The organism is Pseudohongiella spirulinae, from assembly GCF_001444425.1.
Lineage (GTDB): Bacteria > Pseudomonadota > Gammaproteobacteria > Pseudomonadales > Pseudohongiellaceae > Pseudohongiella > Pseudohongiella spirulinae.
In genome coordinates this window covers 1,314,913-1,331,410 of record NZ_CP013189.1, presented here as the reverse complement: position 1 = coordinate 1,331,410, position 16,498 = coordinate 1,314,913, and the positions used below count along the sequence as shown (strand labels likewise).

At 53.1% G+C, this 16,498-nt stretch carries 17 protein-coding genes; 2 read left to right on the top strand and 15 right to left on the bottom strand.

What is annotated here, in order from left to right; genetic code table 11:
- Position 1: 1 nt before the first annotated feature.
- The 10 genes from der to iscR all read right to left on the bottom strand — a co-directional run bounded on the left by der (position 2) and on the right by iscR (position 10,000).
- Positions 2 to 1,405 carry a ribosome biogenesis GTPase Der gene (der, locus tag PS2015_RS06050; protein ID WP_058021375.1) on the bottom strand — a complete coding sequence of 468 codons (1,404 nt, stop codon included), beginning with the start codon at positions 1,403 to 1,405 and terminating at the stop codon, positions 2 to 4.
- Between the two features lie 49 nt (positions 1,406 to 1,454).
- Positions 1,455 to 2,570, bottom strand: a complete 1,116-nt coding sequence (gene bamB / locus PS2015_RS06045) for an outer membrane protein assembly factor BamB (protein WP_169792276.1) — start codon at positions 2,568 to 2,570, stop codon at positions 1,455 to 1,457.
- A 53-nt stretch (positions 2,571 to 2,623) separates the two neighbouring features.
- Positions 2,624 to 3,292 (bottom strand): YfgM family protein, encoded by a 669-nt coding sequence (locus PS2015_RS06040; protein WP_058021373.1) that lies wholly within the window; start codon positions 3,290 to 3,292, stop codon positions 2,624 to 2,626.
- Between the two features lie 82 nt (positions 3,293 to 3,374).
- Positions 3,375 to 4,667: a histidine--tRNA ligase gene (gene hisS, locus PS2015_RS06035; RefSeq protein WP_058023174.1), complete on the bottom strand. Its 1,293-nt coding sequence runs from the start codon at positions 4,665 to 4,667 to the stop codon at positions 3,375 to 3,377.
- Positions 4,668 to 4,705: 38 nt separating this feature from the next.
- Complete coding sequence (ispG, locus tag PS2015_RS06030) at positions 4,706 to 5,833, bottom strand: flavodoxin-dependent (E)-4-hydroxy-3-methylbut-2-enyl-diphosphate synthase (RefSeq protein WP_058021372.1); 1,128 nt, start codon at positions 5,831 to 5,833, stop codon at positions 4,706 to 4,708.
- A 3-nt stretch (positions 5,834 to 5,836) separates the two neighbouring features.
- Positions 5,837 to 6,676, bottom strand: a complete 840-nt coding sequence (locus tag PS2015_RS06025; RefSeq protein ID WP_058021371.1) for a helix-turn-helix domain-containing protein — start codon at positions 6,674 to 6,676, stop codon at positions 5,837 to 5,839.
- A gap of 11 nt (positions 6,677 to 6,687) precedes the next feature.
- Positions 6,688 to 7,845: a dual-specificity RNA methyltransferase RlmN gene (gene rlmN, locus PS2015_RS06020; RefSeq protein WP_058023173.1), complete on the bottom strand. Its 1,158-nt coding sequence runs from the start codon at positions 7,843 to 7,845 to the stop codon at positions 6,688 to 6,690.
- Positions 7,846 to 7,850: 5 nt separating this feature from the next.
- Positions 7,851 to 8,279, bottom strand: a complete 429-nt coding sequence (gene ndk, locus PS2015_RS06015; protein ID WP_058021370.1) for a nucleoside-diphosphate kinase — start codon at positions 8,277 to 8,279, stop codon at positions 7,851 to 7,853.
- Positions 8,280 to 8,330: 51 nt separating this feature from the next.
- The gene (locus tag PS2015_RS06010; RefSeq protein WP_058021369.1) at positions 8,331 to 9,497 is read right to left on the bottom strand and encodes an IscS subfamily cysteine desulfurase; all 1,167 of its coding nucleotides are present in this window, start codon (positions 9,495 to 9,497) and stop codon (positions 8,331 to 8,333) included.
- Positions 9,498 to 9,526: 29 nt separating this feature from the next.
- Positions 9,527 to 10,000 carry a Fe-S cluster assembly transcriptional regulator IscR gene (gene iscR / locus PS2015_RS06005; RefSeq protein WP_058021368.1) on the bottom strand — a complete coding sequence of 158 codons (474 nt, stop codon included), beginning with the start codon at positions 9,998 to 10,000 and terminating at the stop codon, positions 9,527 to 9,529.
- A 152-nt stretch (positions 10,001 to 10,152) separates the two neighbouring features.
- Between iscR and PS2015_RS06000 the strand changes: the two genes are divergently transcribed.
- Positions 10,153 to 11,016 (top strand): PHP domain-containing protein, encoded by an 864-nt coding sequence (locus tag PS2015_RS06000; protein ID WP_058021367.1) that lies wholly within the window; start codon positions 10,153 to 10,155, stop codon positions 11,014 to 11,016.
- A 20-nt stretch (positions 11,017 to 11,036) separates the two neighbouring features.
- Here PS2015_RS06000 and PS2015_RS05995 read toward each other — a convergent pair whose 3' ends face one another.
- The 5 genes from PS2015_RS05995 to leuA form a co-directional block, all read right to left on the bottom strand.
- Entirely contained in the window at positions 11,037 to 11,423 is a 387-nt protein-coding gene (locus PS2015_RS05995) for a TFIIB-type zinc ribbon-containing protein (RefSeq protein ID WP_058021366.1), read from the bottom strand.
- Positions 11,424 to 11,535: 112 nt separating this feature from the next.
- Positions 11,536 to 12,603 (bottom strand): hypothetical protein, encoded by a 1,068-nt coding sequence (locus PS2015_RS05990; protein WP_058021365.1) that lies wholly within the window; start codon positions 12,601 to 12,603, stop codon positions 11,536 to 11,538.
- Entirely contained in the window at positions 12,600 to 13,259 is a 660-nt protein-coding gene (locus PS2015_RS05985; protein ID WP_058021364.1) for an anti-sigma factor family protein, read from the bottom strand. The genes PS2015_RS05990 and PS2015_RS05985 overlap by 4 nt, the downstream gene beginning before the upstream one ends.
- Positions 13,256 to 13,810 (bottom strand): RNA polymerase sigma factor, encoded by a 555-nt coding sequence (locus tag PS2015_RS05980; protein WP_058021363.1) that lies wholly within the window; start codon positions 13,808 to 13,810, stop codon positions 13,256 to 13,258. Before PS2015_RS05980 ends, PS2015_RS05985 begins: the two co-directional genes overlap by 4 nt.
- A 166-nt stretch (positions 13,811 to 13,976) precedes the next feature.
- Positions 13,977 to 15,662 (bottom strand): 2-isopropylmalate synthase, encoded by a 1,686-nt coding sequence (gene leuA / locus PS2015_RS05975; protein ID WP_058023172.1) that lies wholly within the window; start codon positions 15,660 to 15,662, stop codon positions 13,977 to 13,979.
- A 331-nt stretch (positions 15,663 to 15,993) separates the two neighbouring features.
- Between leuA and PS2015_RS05970 the strand changes: the two genes are divergently transcribed.
- On the top strand, positions 15,994 to 16,467 hold the full coding sequence (locus PS2015_RS05970) for an Lrp/AsnC family transcriptional regulator (protein ID WP_058021362.1): 474 nt from the start codon (positions 15,994 to 15,996) through the stop codon (positions 16,465 to 16,467).
- The last annotated feature ends 31 nt before the right edge of the window (positions 16,468 to 16,498 follow it).

Sequence of the window (16,498 nt, the reverse complement as noted above, 5' to 3'; positions counted from 1 at the left end):
TCTATTTATCTCTGGCAGACGATGCCTTTCTGTTTTTTGCTATGCGACGTTTTTGTGCGACCTGCTGCCCGGTCAAACCTTGTTCGTGCTCAGTATAGGGGTTGGCATCAGCGCGCATTTCTATCCGGACAGGCGTCCCCTCCAGCTTGAGCACGTGCCGGAAGGTTTTCTCCAGATAGCGTTTATAGTGATCAGGTAATTTATCTGTCTGCTTGCCGTGAATAACGATTACAGGCGGGTTCTGACCGCCAGCATGGGCGTATTTCATTTTGATGCGCCGCCCGTTAATCATCGGTGGTGCGTGATCCAGCACCGCGTCCTGCAAAATGCGTGTCAATTGATTGGTACTGAGCTTGCGTTTTGCAGATTCGTAGGCTTTTTCAATAGACTGATACAGGTCGCCTACGCCTGTGCCGTGCAATGCAGAAATAAAATGAATCGCGGCAAAATCAACGAATGAGAAACGACGCCGGATATCACTTTTGATCTTTTTTTTCTGCTCAAGATCCATCCCGTCCCATTTATTGAGCGCAATGACCAACGCCCGTCCGGCGTCCAGCACATATCCAAGCAAGTGCAGATCCTGTTCAACAATGCCGTCACGCGCATCGACAACCAGCACCACAACGTTAGCATCCTGAATTGCAGTCAAAGACTTGACCACCGAGAACTTTTCAACCGTCTGAGTTGTTTTGCCACGCCGACGAATACCCGCCGTGTCGATCAGCGTATAGCGTTTACCATGCCGTTCGAAAGGAATGTATACGCTGTCACGGGTAGTGCCCGGCATATCAAATACCACCACTCGTTCTTCACCCAGCATGCGATTGACCAGCGTGGACTTTCCGACATTGGGCCGCCCGGCGATGGCAATACGGATACCTTCTTCATGCCGTTCTTCTTCGGCCAGCGGCTCTGGATATCCAGCAAGCACGGCTTCTATCATTTTACTGACACCGCGTCCCTGAGACGCTGTGATAGCAAAAATATCGGCAATGCCCAGACCGTAGAAATCGCCAACCGCGACATTTTCGTCAATGCCGTCAACCTTGTTGACAATCAAAAAGGCCGGCTTGCCCAACTTGCGCAGGTGCTCGACTATCTGTTCATCGGCCGGATTGAGACCGGCCCGACCGTCGACCAGCAACAACACAATATCCGCTTCTTCAATCGCCAGCAGGGATTGTGAAGCCATCTCGAAATCGATGCCCTCTTCGCCGCCTTCCAGTCCGCCGGTATCGATAACGATAAAAGGTTTGCTGGCACCGCGACCTTCACCGTACTTCCGGTCACGGGTCAGACCCGGGAAATCAGCTACCAGCGCATCACGGCTGCGTGTCAGACGATTGAACAGTGTCGATTTACCAACATTAGGACGTCCGACCAATGCAATTACGGGCTTCATATGAGTTCCAAGTGTTGCGTGCCCGCCCTGTCTGGCAGGCAGCGCTGATTCAGGGCAGGCGCAGTGCGGTCAGGCGCCCGCTGTTACCGAATACGTAGAGTGTGCGGCCTTCTGCAAGGATGTTGCCGCGAATACCGGCACGATCCAGACGCTGTCGACCCACGATGCGACCGTCGACTTGAGACAGGATGTGGAGATATCCTTCAAAATCGCCTACCGCCAGAAAGTTGTTAAATGTCACGGGGCTGCTGATTTTACGCAATCGCAGATCGTCATTTTCCCAGACTGTGCGCTCAGTGTTGTTCTGTACGGCTTTGATGTGGCTGAACCCGTCAGTCCAGTAAATGTTTCCCAGCCCCATCGCCAGAGTATTGTAGCTGGAACCTGGCATGCCCCAGACGATCTGTCCGTTCTGCAGGTTCAGACCCAGCAGGTTTCCCTGATAGCTACTGACATACACAACGCCGCCTGACAAGATCGGATCACCATCAACGTCAATTATGCGCTCGATGTCATAGCGACCCTGCGGAATGGCCACCCGCTCTTCCCAAAGCAAAAAACCGTTACTGGCGTCAACCGCCGCAATCAATCCATTGGCAAAGCCGGCTACGACGGTATTGCCCGCCAACAGTGGCTTGCTGGTACCACGCAGGGACAAAGCGGGCACAGTGTTTTCGTAAATCCACAGGCGCTCACCGCTCTGAGCGTCGAGACCAATCAGACGACCATCAATAGTCTGCACAACCACGCGCCGACCATCGGTCTGTGGCGCCGATAAAACTTCGCTGCTGACCCGCGAACTCCATAACTGCTCGCCGCTGCTCTGGTCAAACGCAACAACCCGGGCATCAAGTGTCCCGACCAGAACCATACCTGCTGCAGCGCCGACCCCACCCGCGATAGGCAGGCGGGTTCGCTGGCGCCAGCGGACAGTACCACTTTCCTTATTAAACGCGGCCAACGACCCATCGGCCGCCGCGGCGTAAATAAAATCACCATCAATTGCCGGCACAAGGCGGTTGTAATGCTCACCCTGGCCGTTGCCAACGCTGGCCGACCAGACCCGCTGCAGTCGAACCTGCTCGTCAATTGATTGCAGCTCACGAGGCTGCTCTGTGTCGTCACTGGAAAACAGACTACAGGCCGTGAACACCGTCATCAGCATGAACAAACTCGTGATTTTTACTGCCTGAATCATAACTAACTGGCCTGCCTGGTTCAGATACTGCCTTGCAGTTCCGAAATTTTCATTTGTAACACCGGACTCGCGTTACCCGACTCTGCTGCTGACTGATAGGCTGCCACGGCTTGCTCGTGCTGGCCCTGGGCAAGATAAATATCTCCCCTCAGCTCATCAAACTCAGCTTGCAGACTACCACCATCGACACTGCTCACAAGGCTTAATGCCGCAGAAGCCTGGTCGCTTGCCAGCAGCACCTGTGCCAGTCGTAACTGAGCAAGACTAATCAGTGTCGGCTCGGTGCTACCAAACAGACCACTGCGGGTATTATCAAGCAGCCATTCGAGCTCCTGCTGAGCAAGTGCCAGATCGTCAGCCTCAACTGCCAGGCGGGCTGCAAACAGAGCACCATACAAGGCGTAAACAGAATCTGTATGATCAGTCTTGAGCGTATTAATCAAAGCCAGTGCCTGCGCGCGATCGCTCTCGGCGATCTGCTGCCCCGGTGCAGTCACGGCCACGGCAGACAACTGGTCATAAACAGCAGACGCCGCTGCCGCCGAGCTGCGCTGGGCCCCCTGCCAGAACTGCCAGCCAAAATAGCCGGCCGCCACCACTGCAATTCCCAATGCCAGCATTTTTCCGCTTTCATGCCACCAACGCTTGATCGCTTCCAGGGTTTCTTCTTCGTCTGCACTTAAGGCCACAAAACCTCTCCTGTTGGGTCTTATCAATACCGCTATGTTAATTCTGCAAAGTCAGGCATCGTGTCCTACCGACTTCGGCCTGTCAAGGACAGCCAGCCGTGCCAAACTCACTGCGAAGTGTTTCGATCAATTCTGCCAGGCTCACCGACTGGGTCTCACCTTCATCATCCAGCTTCCGGTATCTGAGCTCATAGTCGTCACTTTCCGCTGCATCGACAATCACTGCCGCAGCAGCGCCGCTATTATAGGCTTTCTTTAACTGATTGTTGAACTTACCGCCTCCACAATGCAGTGCACAGCGCAATCCGGGCAAGGTGTTGCGGAGCTGCTCTGTCAGTTGCAGTGCGGCTGCTCCCAGCTCTTTATCTGAGCCGATAACATAAATGTCCAGGGGGCTGCGCACGTATTCAGGCACCTGACTGGTACTTTCCAGCAACAGAATAAGACGTTCCATGCCAAAAGCCAGGCCTACCGCAGGCGTGCCGCGACCTCCCAGTTGAGCCACCAGAGAATCATACCGGCCACCAGCACAAACTGTGCCCTGGGCACCCAGCTCATCGGTCACCCATTCGAACACCATATTGTTATAGTAATCCAGCCCGCGAACCAGATTGGCGTTTTCAATGAACTGCACTTTGTTATCCCGCAGCAGTGACTTCAAGGCCTCATAGTGATCCCGCGTATCCTGACTGACAAAGTCTGTCAGGCGAGGCGCCCCCTGCAATATACTTCGCGTTTCTGGCACCTTGGAATCCAGCACACGCAGCGGATTGCTGTGCAGGCGACGGCGACTGTCTTCATCCAGTGCGTCCTCATGCTGTAACAGGAACGTCGTCAGGGCTTTGCCAAATGCCTGCCGGTCTGCGGAAGTACCAATGTTGTTTATTTCCAGTCGCACGTGCTCAGTCAGGCCCAGCGCTCGCCAGAGCGCCACTGACACCAGAATGATCTCGGCATCAATATCCGGGCCGGCCATGCCAAAGCTTTCCACACCCACCTGGTGGAACTGCCGATAGCGCCCCTTCTGCGGACGCTCATGCCGGAACATGGGGCCGCGGTACCAAAGACGCTGCTGCTGGTTATAAAGCAACCCATGCTGCTCGGCAGCACGCACACAGCCGGCCGTGCCTTCCGGACGCAGACTGAGCTCATCACCGTTGCGATCGGTGAAGCAATACATCTCCTTCTCGACGATGTCGGTTACTTCCCCGATAGAGCGCTTGAACAGTTGCGTCTGCTCCAGCAAAGGAAAACGGATCTCACGATAGCCATAAGACTGAACGACCTGTTCGGTTACCTTTTCCAGATACTGCCAGACGGCAGAGTCGGCCGGCAGAATGTCGTTCATTCCGCGGATAGCCTGGATCTTGCTCATAATCTGTGTGCTTCCATTGCCTGTCGAATAATCATCGTTCAACCGCGCGCAATAATCGCGCCTGACGCCTGTTCCTGCTCTGCTTTAAGTTTTGCCGCCACCCTGGCTCTAACCATGGCCTCCAGCTCGTCTACCAGCTTGCTGTTGTCCACTTTGTGATCGGGCTTGCCGTCCACATAAGCCAGATTGCTGGGGCTGGCTCCGGTCAGTCCGATCTCAGCCACTTTCGCCTCACCTGGTCCATTCACGATACAGCCAATAACCGCCACATCGACCGGGGTAATGATATCTTCCAGACGCGCTTCCAGTTGATTAACCACCCCGATCACATCAAAATTCTGTCGGGAGCAGCTTGGACAGGCGACCAGATTCACGCCTTTACTGCGCAGACCCAGGCTTTTGAGAATATCAAACCCGACACGGATCTCTTCAACCGGATCGGCGGCCAGGGAAATTCTGATGGTATCTCCAATGCCGTCCATCAACAGCGCCCCCAGTCCAATCGCTGACTTTACGGTACCAGAGCGCAGACCGCCGGCTTCCGTAATGCCCAGATGCAGAGGTTGTTCAATCTGGCTGGCCAGTGTGCGATAAGCGTCCAGGGTCATAAAAATTTCGGACGCTTTCAGGCTGATCTTGAAATCCTGAAAATCCAGCTTGTCCAATATATCTATTTGCGTCAGTGCCGACTCCACCATCGCCTCGGCTGTCGGTTCCTTGTACTTGCGAAGCAGCGTTTTACCCAATGAACCCGCGTTAACACCTATACGCAGCGGAATGCCTTTATCGCGGGCCGCATCAATCACGGCCCGAATTCGTTTTTCGCTGCCAATATTACCCGGGTTGATACGCAGACAATCGACGCCATACTCAGCCACTTTCAGCGCAATCTTGTAATCGAAGTGGATATCTGCCACCAGTGGCAAAGAGACCTGTCGACGAATCTCCCGGAAGGCTTCCGCCGCCTCCATTGACGGCACCGAGACCCGCACGATGTCCGCACCAACAGCGGCCAGACGCTGAATCTGTGCGACCGTGGCCGGCACATCGCAAGTTTCTGTATTGGTCATACTTTGCACAGATATCGGCGCATTGCCACCGACCGGCACATTGCCCACCATGATCTGTCGGCTCTTGCGACGTTTTATGGGTGACTCTTTCATCATTGCTTACATCCCGACATTCAGTCGTGCACTATTATCACTGCGGATATTGTTGCTGATATCCAGGGAGCGACCATTGTAAATCACTGTGGCGGCTGTGGCATTATCCAGTGACACCAGAAACGGCGCCGAGCCGGATACTCTCAGATGATCGCCGGATTGTTGTGCCTGCTGATAGGTGTCGTCACTGCCCTCATGAGCCACTTCAACCCAGCTCTGTTCGGCAAAAATGATCTCCAATCTATCGTCGCCTGGCCAGTTAATCTGAAGATTGTTCTCTGCAACCGGCCCGGTATCGCTCTCAAATACCGCTATCTCGCTTATCGCCTGGTCAGTGGAATTGACTACAGCCTGCTCCGCCGTCGCAGCAGGACTGCCGGAAGACAAAGGCTCGGGACTCTGCGGAGCCCGATTAAAAAACCACAGAGCCAGCGCTACCAGCACAAAGGCCAGACCGGAGACAATGACCCAGGGACGGTTTTTATCGCGACGCCGACGGGTGTAGCGCTTGATCGCTTCCTGCTTGCGGGCCTGTTTCTTATCCCCGAAAGCATTGTAGATCTCTATTAGTTGATCCGGATCCAGTCGCAGCAAGCGCGCATAACTTCGAATATAGCCACGCACAAACACATCACCCGGCAGTTTTTCATAGCTGTCGGATTCAAGAGAGCGTATAAAATGCATGGTCAGGTTTAGCGTGTCAGCCACCTGCTTCACTGAAAGCTCAAGCGTCTCACGTTGTGAACGTAACAGCTCACCAGGCGTCAAATTCGCTTGTTCAAGATCTGCATCCCCGGAGCCAATATCTGATGATTCGGCGTCCGACGGCGATTGTTGTGTGCTCATCCGGGCTCTTTCTAGATTATATTCTGTACGTTCAGACCTTTACCCGCTGCTTCAGCAGCGTCACGGTAACGAGCGCTACGACGTGTCTGATCTGCCACATTGCCAACCAGTTGACCACAGGCGGCACCAATGTCATCCCCCCGGGTTGTCCTGACTGTGACTGTATAACCGGCCTTTTGCAGAATTTCCCTGAAATTATTAACAGACGAATTACTGGGGCGCCGATAATCAGACTGCGCAAATGGATTAAAGGGAATCAGATTTATCTTGCAAGGAAAATCTTCCAGCAAGGCGGCCAGCTCCCGTGCGTGCTGGCGATGATCGTTTACGCCGGCAATGAGCGTGTATTCAATCACCGGCACACGTTTATCGGGCAGGCTGGACATATAGTCTTTAACGCTGCGTAAAAGTTCCCGTATCGGATACTTTTTATTGATCGGCACAATCTCGTTACGCAGCGCATCGTTGGGCGCATGCAGCGAGACGGCCAGGGATGCATCAGTGTAATCTTTCAGCCGGTCAATGGCAGGCACTACGCCGGCGGTGCTGATGGTCACGCGACGCTTGGACAGGCCGTAAGCATTGTCTTCCATCATCAGGCTCAAAGCATCCATGACATTGTCAAAGTTCAGCAGGGGCTCACCCATGCCCATCATGACAATATTGCTGACAGCGCGATTGGCTTTACCCACACCGGCCCGCGGTTCGGCAAATCCATTAAGGCGATGATTGGCCCACCAGAGCTGACCAATGATTTCGGCCGTCGTCAGATTGCTGTTGAAGCCCTGCTTGCCTGTTGCGCAGAAACTACAGTCCAGGGTGCAGCCAGCCTGGGAAGAAATGCACAAGGTTGCGCGGCCGGCTTCAGGTATATAAACCGTTTCAACTTTACTTCCACTGGCGACCTGCACAATCCATTTGTAACATCCATCGCTGGCGAGATACTCCTCAACAATCTCCGGCAACCGGATCTCGGCTGTGGCCCGCAGTTTTTCCCGCAGCCCTTTGCCAATATCAGTCATAGCGTCAAAGTCAGTCACACCACGTCGATGAATCCACTTCATTAACTGCACAGCACGGAATGGTTTTTCGTCAATAGAGACGAAATAAGCCTGCATTTTGGGCAGGCTCATTCCCAGGAGATTGACCTTGGTCGGCTCGCTCATCACGGCACTCAAGCGCGAGGGCAGATTTCTTCATCCTTGAAGAAGTAGGCAATTTCACGGGCAGCCGACTGAGCGGAATCTGAACCGTGAACTGCATTGGCATCGATAGAATTAGCGAAATCCGCACGGATAGTGCCGGGCGCCGCGTCCGCAGGGTTAGTTGCACCCATCAGCTCACGATTCAAGGCAACTGCACCCTCACCTTCCAGCACCTGCACCATGACCGGACCAGAGGTCATGAACGCGATCAGATCCTTGAAAAAGCCGCGCTCTTTATGCTCGGCATAAAAGCCACCGGCTGACTCATCGGTCAATTGCAGCATTTTGGCGGCCACAACACGCAAACCGGCTTTTTCAAAACGGGAATAGATTTCGCCGATGACATTTTTGCCAACCGCATCAGGTTTAATGATGGATAAAGTACGTTCAATTGCCATTGCCTTAGCTCCAAAGCGTGTCACAAGTATAAAAGGCGCGCATTATACTGGTTATCGCCCTTGTAATTCTACAGTCCTGAGCGTCTGAACAGTTTCTGTAACAGCCCTGGCGGCGGCATCAATGTCACTTTCTGTACTGAATCGTCCGAACGAAAAGCGCACGGCCGCCTGGGCCAGATCATCATCAAGACCTATCCCGCGCAACACATAGGACGGCTCCATGGTCGCCGACATACACGCCGAACCAGAAGACACTGCAATAGATCGAAGAGCCATCAGCAATGACTCGCCATCTACGCCAGCGAAGGCGATATTGAGGATACCCGGCGCGCAATGCTCCGGGTGCCCGTTGAGCACCCAGTCATCCAGCTTCGACAGGGCGTCCAGAAACCGGCTGCGCAGTTTCTTTAATTGATCGTACTCCGTGGTCAGAGATTCGCGTGCATAACGGAAGGCATCACCCATACCAGCCAGTTGGTGAGTTGCCAGAGTTCCCGAACGCATCCCCCGTTCATGCCCTCCACCGTGAATCTGGGCAACCAGATCAACGCGTGGCTCACGACGCACAAACAGTGCACCCACGCCTTTGGGGCCGTAAACCTTGTGTGCAGAAAAAGACATCAGGTCAACAGGGAAGGCGCTCAAATCAATTGATATTTTACCTGCGCTTTGAGCTGCATCAACATGAAATAAAACATTTTTTGCTCTGCAAACCTCACCTAGAACATGAATATCGTTAATACTGCCGATTTCATTGTTCACATGCATCAGAGACACCAGAATCGTATCTGGCCGAATCGACGCCTCAAGTTGCTCGGGACTGATACAGCCATCTTTGCCAGGCCTGAGATAACTCACTTCGAAACCCCGTGTTTCAAGATAACGACAGCTATCCAGCACGGCCTTGTGTTCAATCGCTGAGGTGATGATGTGTCGGCCCTGGTCGGCGTAAAACTCAGCCACCCCTTTAATGGCCAGGTTATCCGCTTCCGTGGCACCAGATGTCCAGACAATTTCACGGGTATCGCAGCACACAAGATCAGCCACATCACGGCGGGCATTCTCAACGATTTCTTCCGCCTGCCAGCCAAATACATGGGCGCGCGAGGCCGGATTGCCAAAATAGCCGTCCAGCGTCAGGCACTGGGCCATGCGCTCAGCTACTCGGGGGTCCACCGGCGTGGTGGCAGCATAATCCATATAGATGGGCAGCTTCATGACAACTCCTGATTTGGCTGTGTATGCTGTCAGGATGTCAGGCGCATGTCACGAATAACCAGCTCACGACGCTCGTCCTGAGTATCAGCAATCCGGCGCACGTCACGACGCTTCATCAGATCGTCGAGGCTGATATCCTTCAGGAAATCATGAATCTGCTGGCTCAGATCCTCCCAAAGGTGGTGAGTCAGACAGATTTCACCTTGCTGGCAATTGCCCTGACCCTGACAGCGAGTCGCATCAACTGACTCATCAACAGCGTCTATGATGTCTACAATGGCAATATCGCCGGTAGCACGACCCAGTCGATAGCCGCCACCAGGGCCACGCACGCTCTGCACCAGCTCCCGGCGACGCAATCTGGCAAACAATTGCTCCAGATAAGACAGCGAAATATCCTGTCGCACTGAAATATCCGACAGCGTAACCGGCTCCCGATCGGCATGAATTGCCAGATCCAGCATCGCCGTTACAGCATAGCGGCCCTTGGTTGTCAGTCGCATAAATTGTCTGGATCCTGACAGGGATGAAAATTAGTAGACTGATTATGAAATACCACAGTATTTTTATCAACTATTGCAGGCATCAGAGGAAGAATAGACGATACCACGACGCTTATTTACAATGACCTCACCTTACATTAGGCTGCCGCCCCATGTTTGACCTTCATTCCCATACCTCACTGTCCGACGGCGAGCTGTCTCCGCAGAACCTGATCATCCGAGCTCACAGTGCCGGACTTCAATGCCTGGCAATCACAGATCACGACTGCATCGACGCGCACCTGCAAATCGAAAGAGGTCAGATTACTGTTCCCGAGTCTCTGGACATCATACCTGGCACAGAGATATCAACTGGCTGGGAAAATCAGGAAATTCATATACTTGGTTTATTGATCAACCAACACGATCAACCGCTGCGATCACTCCTTCAGGAACAACAACAGAGGCGCCGGGAACGAGCGGCGCAGATTGGAAAAAAACTCGAAAGAGCTGGAATATGCGGACTGGAGCATCACCTCAACATACTTGCGTGCGCGGCGCCGGGGCGTTTGCATATAGCAGATTTTCTATTGAAGCAGGGTAAAGTAACCAGCAAACAACAGGCCTTCAGCAAATATCTTGCAAAGAAAGGCAAGGCTTATGTCAGCGCCCAATGGTGCTCGATCGGCGAGGCGGTCGCTGCGATCCGGCATGCCGGCGGCGTGGCAGCCATCGCACACCCGGACCGTTACACCTTGAGCAGACCTCGTTTCAATCGGTTGATTGATGAATTTGTTGAGGCTGGCGGCAACGGCATTGAAGTCAGCTATTCCAACCTCAATCCAGATATTCTTTCCAATCTGGCCAGAATAAGTCGCGAGAAGTCCCTATGGGCCACTGCCGGGTCTGATTTCCACTCGCCGCAGCATCACTGGATGGATCTGGGCCGAATACGCCGCCTGCCGGAACAGTGTGCTGAACAGGCAATCTGGCATCACCCCCGCTGGCAGATTTTTGCCCGACCTGTTGAACAATAAGCCAGGCAGAAGTATCAGATTTAACGACGTCGAATCGATGCGATAACGCCCTTGAATACATCCATCAGTGTTTCATGCTTATAGTCCGTAAACTCTCCGGCATCCATGAACATGCCGTGATCCGGGCATGCTTCATATTCGAGATGCGGCTGTTTGCGGTCATTCAGTTTTACCATGGCTTTACTGCAACGCGGGCACTGGATGTCACGAATACGGTTATAGGTTTTGCCCACCCGGGGATCACCACTGTCCAGAAAATCGGACATCCAGGATTCTTTGAGTTGCTCAGCTTCACCATTGTCAAACCACAGCCCCTGGCAACCTGAACACTGATCAATTACGACTGTTCCGTGCAGCACTTCCACTGATCGCTCAATCATTTTCGCGTTACATTTGGGGCAATCCATCTTGTTCTCCTTCTTATGTCGCGGCAAGACACGACATTGGGCTTATTGTTGTGGTTCCAGCCTGGATAGCTGCGAGGATTATTCTATAAGATAAGGCGAGACCTTAACAGTCTCAATATTCGTAACTAAGAGCAGTTTCAAGCAGCTGTCCACCGGTGATTGCACCACGTTGGCAATCCTGCAGATCCCGCTGAGAAATCGTGTAAACCCGGTCGTATCGAACGGCAACCTGTTCATCAGCCCGCCCGGCGCCAACCAGAACCAAATTCAGATATTCACCTGACGGCAGGTCGCGCAGCCCGCCGGCAAAGTCGCAAACTGTCGTAAACAGTTGCTGCTCGAATTCGGCCATTTGCTGCTGCCGTGCCAACTGTTGCTCAGCCTGCACCGTCGCCTGATGGTCGCGAAGCGTCTGCATTCTCCCGGCAAGTTGACGTTGCAGCTCACCGACGCGCAATTCAATTTGTTCCCGAGTCGCCTGCCAGGCTGCAAGCGTCGCTGGCTCCGGCATCGATTCCGCCTCTGCAGCCTGCCGACTGATGTCTCTGCGCAAGCGGGCAAGCGCCTCGATCTGTGACTGCACATGCTCACGCAAGGTCTGCAGCTCATCATCCAGCCCGGTCAACAACGACTGATCTGCAAATGCAGCACTCTGCAATCGACGAATCTGTAACGCTGCCTCCGCAAGCGCCCGATCCATTACCGGCAAACTGCCGATCTGAGTCAGTTGCTGCATCAGGTCCCTGTAGTAAAGCGATATCTCATCTGTTCTCAAGCTCAACGCCAGTGCGTCGCGCATCGCATCAAAGTCTGGACGGGTCACGACACCCCGCTCCATCATGCCTCCCAATTGCAGGGCCAGCTCATCGAGAGACTGGCCAAGTTCACGCACAGATATGTCAACATTATCCGGAGTGCCACGCATTGGTGCCACAATACTGAGCGTAACCCCCTGCCCGGCCAGATAACGACCCTGAACATCGCCGTTACGAGGACTGAATATGCCCTGCCGCTGGTTCAATCCTAACCCCTCACGCAGCACATTGCTGAACAGATCCACGGCACGACGCATCTCCGTAACATTTTCCTGCGCCACGATACTCAATGGCATAGCAAGCGTGACCAACAAAGCACCCGGAGCAATGCTCCGTCGCAGAATTTGCACGGTATTTGCGATCATGGTCGGGCCTCCTGATATTGCACGTAAGACGCCAACTGCTGGACGGAATTAACCGTCTGAAAATTGCTGTCGAGCATCTGCTGAAAACCAGCTTCCATCCGCTGAATATCAAGCTCCCTTTGACGCTCCAGATACTGCACCAGTTGCATCATGGAATCAGAACTGGTTTCGCTGAATCTGGTCAGAGCCTGTTGCAGGTCCTGTTGTGTCTCCTGGCGCTGTTCTTCCGCAAACACAGCGAGATAGTCCCGCAATTGCTGATCTGTAACAAACGCCTCGCCGGGCGCCGCCTCACTGCCCTGTCCACCAATACTGAGCGCCCAACCATCGCTGTCGCGTTGTACGTTTAATTGCAGCACCAGCGCTGTCGCCAGCACACAGGAGGCGGCAAGCGAAGCCCAATGCAGCCAGTTTGTGACACGGCGGCCAACTCCCGGATCATTAACAATCGGCACTGCAGAGGCCTTTCGATCCCATTCCGGAGTTTCACCCGGGACATAATTTTCCAGCAGTTCAAGGGTGGGCCTCAACGATTCAACTTCACATCGACAAATCTCACAAGCCGCCAGGTGAGCTTCGATCTCAAGTCGTCGCTCGGGAGCCAGTTGACCACCCAGATAATCGGCTACCAGGATTGGGGTATGCTGGCAATTCATGTTCTGGCCTCCATTAACTCTCTGATCTTTTTCAGCGCTGTGTAAAAGCGGGTTTTTGCCGTATTAGCGGAAATACCGCTCAGGTCCGCAATCTCATCAAATGTCAGCTCCTGGTAGATTTTAAGCTCTATCACCATGCGCTGGGCTGGTGGCAATTGCGACAACAACATAAGGACTCTTTCATTTCCCTGTATCGCCTCCAACTGCTCATCCGGGGCAGGTTGCTCGCTGCGCAGTTCCTGCAACTCATCATAATCAGCCTGTGCGTTCAGTACCGGGCGCACACTCCGCCGCCTTGCCAGGTCAATCGCCTTATTATGAGCCACCCTGAACAGCCATGTTGACAACTGCGCCTGCCCACGGAACTCCTCAAGATTCCGGTATAAACCCAGGAAAACTTCCTGCATGAGATCCTGCGCATCATCCGCGTTGCCGACAAAGCGCAGGCTGAAGTTATATACCTGTCCTTCGTAACGGCGCACCAGCGTATCCCAGGCTGCCAATGAACCAGCCTGCGCTTTTCTAATCAGGTCCAGATCTGACTGATCCATAGGTTTTCAGTAGTTGGTCGCGCGTTGCAGAAAAAAAGTTTGCAGGAAGTGTGCAATGATTCCACACGAAAGGGAATGCCTGCCTGAGAATCGCCCTGTTAGTGGAGGACAGCTCTCAGGCGGGCAGAGGAGAAATGATCAAAAAAAAGTTCCGATCTCCGCAGATTCAAGCCGCAGAACGCTGCCTGGCCTCTTCGATCAACTGACCGGCGGCACGCAGCAAGGCGTTAAGCGAGGAGCTGACGATATCACGACTAATCGCAACACCCGTATACCGTTCCAGGCCATGTTTGAGCTGAATATAGGTCACCGCTTCTGCATCAGCACCCTGCCCCAGGGCGTGCTCTCCGTACTCCATGATCTCAAATTCTATATTGGTCGCCTTTTTAATGGCCTCGACAAAGGCGTCTACCACCCCATCGCCCTCACCTTCAATATCGAGACTCTGTCCAAAGCAGTTCAATCCAGCACTAAAGCGCTCGCGCTCTCCCACTTTTTCGAAGGTGAAATTATCCAGAGACACATCCTGATGAGCATTGAGATAGGTGGACTGAAACAGTGTCCAGATCTTGTCTGCTGCTATCTCCTGACCAGTCACCTCAGCTTCTTTCTGCACTACGCGGCTGAAATCAATCTGCAACCAGCGCGGCAGATTAAAACCAAACTTGCTCTGCAGCACGTAAGCCACGCCACCCTTGCCGGACTGACTGTTAACCCGAATCACATCCTGATAGGTTCGCCCCAGATCTCGCGGATCAATGGGCAGATAGGCAATCTCCCAGCTATCGCCCTCCTGGTATAAATCCAGGCACTTCTTGATAGCATCCTGGTGGCTGCCGGAAAATGCTGTAAAGACCAGATCACCCGCATAAGGTTGACGCGGATGAACATCAATCTGCGTACAGGCTTTGCTGACCGTGCAGATTTTGTCCATATCACTGAAATCCAGCATTGGGTCGATACCCTGGCTGTACAGATTCATCGCCATGGTAATGATGTCCATGTTGCCGGTTCGCTCTCCGTTACCGAGCAGAGTTCCTTCCACCCGATCGGCGCCCGCCATTACACCAAGCTCCGCAGCCGCAACCGCACAACCACGATCATTATGCGTATGCAGACTGATCACAACAGAATCACGCCGCTTGACCTGCCGACAGAACAGTTCAATCTGATCAGCGAACACATTGGGGGTAGCCATTTCAACAGTGGCAGGCAAATTTATAATGCATGGCCGGTCAGGGTTTGGCTGCCATACATCAATGACCGAATTACAAACCTCCACGGCAAAATCGACCTCTGTGCCTGTAAAACTCTCTGGTGAGTATTGAAAAACCCACTCCGTTTCCGGATGTTGAGCCGCGTGCTCTTTAACCAGCCTGGCACCCTCAACGGCAATGGCTTTGATGCCGGCCTTATCCATCTTGAATACTTTTTCACGCTGCACTACCGAAGTTGAGTTGTACACGTGCACAATGGCCCGCTTAACGCCTTTTAATGCCTCGTAAGTGCGGGCAATCAACTCAGGACGGGCCTGAGTCAGAACCTGCACGGTGACATCGTCGGGAATACGGTTTTCTTCAATCAGATAACGAACAAAATCAAAGTCTGGCTGGGACGCCGATGGAAAACCAACTTCGATTTCTTTGAATCCAATCTCCAGCAGCAGATCAAACATCTGCTTCTTCTGGGCTACCGACATCGGTTCAATCAGCGCCTGGTTACCGTCACGCAGATCCACGCTACACCAGCGCGGCGCACGCGTAATGAGCTGATCAGGCCAGGTACGATCCTTCAGCGCTACAGGCGCAAAGGGAACATATTTACGGTGATTAAAACGGTTCTGTGGAGCCATGCTGACTTTCCTCTGATTCTTGCGATTGCGTCTGTTTCCGGCTAACAGGTCCGGCAGGCTGACTGATGCTGGTAGCATCAGGATAGCAGTGTGTGCGGGGTCTTCTTGTGGATGATCTGCAAACACACTGTGTCTCTGGCCTGTCATCACCGCCGAAGGATCATTCCGCAGTGATTGGCTGGTCCGGATCATGCCCGGCCGGATGTTGCATAGAATAGGGATTTGTTATTAGTGTTTCTACCGCTTATTTACCCTTAAAATGGAACTTTTTAGAGCAATACACTAATATATTGATAAAAACAGATAGCAGACACCAAATTAAGGAAATTTTATGGAATTAGACAAACTTGACCGGCGAATCCTGCATGAATTACAGCGTGATGGCGCCATTACCAACACGGAGCTGGCAGAGCGAGTCGGGCTGTCAGCCACCCCCTGCGCCCGACGCGTCAAACGCATGCAGGATGAAGGACTGATCATGGGCCAGACCATAGTTCTGAGCGCTGCGGCATTGGGATTAAAGCTCAGCGCGCTGGTACAGGTCAGTATGGACCGGCATACACCCGATCGCTTTGAACGGTTTGAATCAGAAATACTCAAACATCCAGAGGTCATCGAATGTCTGCTGATTACCGGCCAGTCAGCCGACTATCAGCTCAAAGTCGTTGTGCCGGATATGGATTACTATCAAGAATTTCTTCTCAATACGTTGACTCGTATTGAAGGCGTGGCGGATGTCCACTCAAGCTTCATCATGCGCAAGGTTCTTGACACAACTGCACTGCCCCTGATGCATTTAACGTGACATCTTCAAGATCAGCAAGGTCACGAATGGT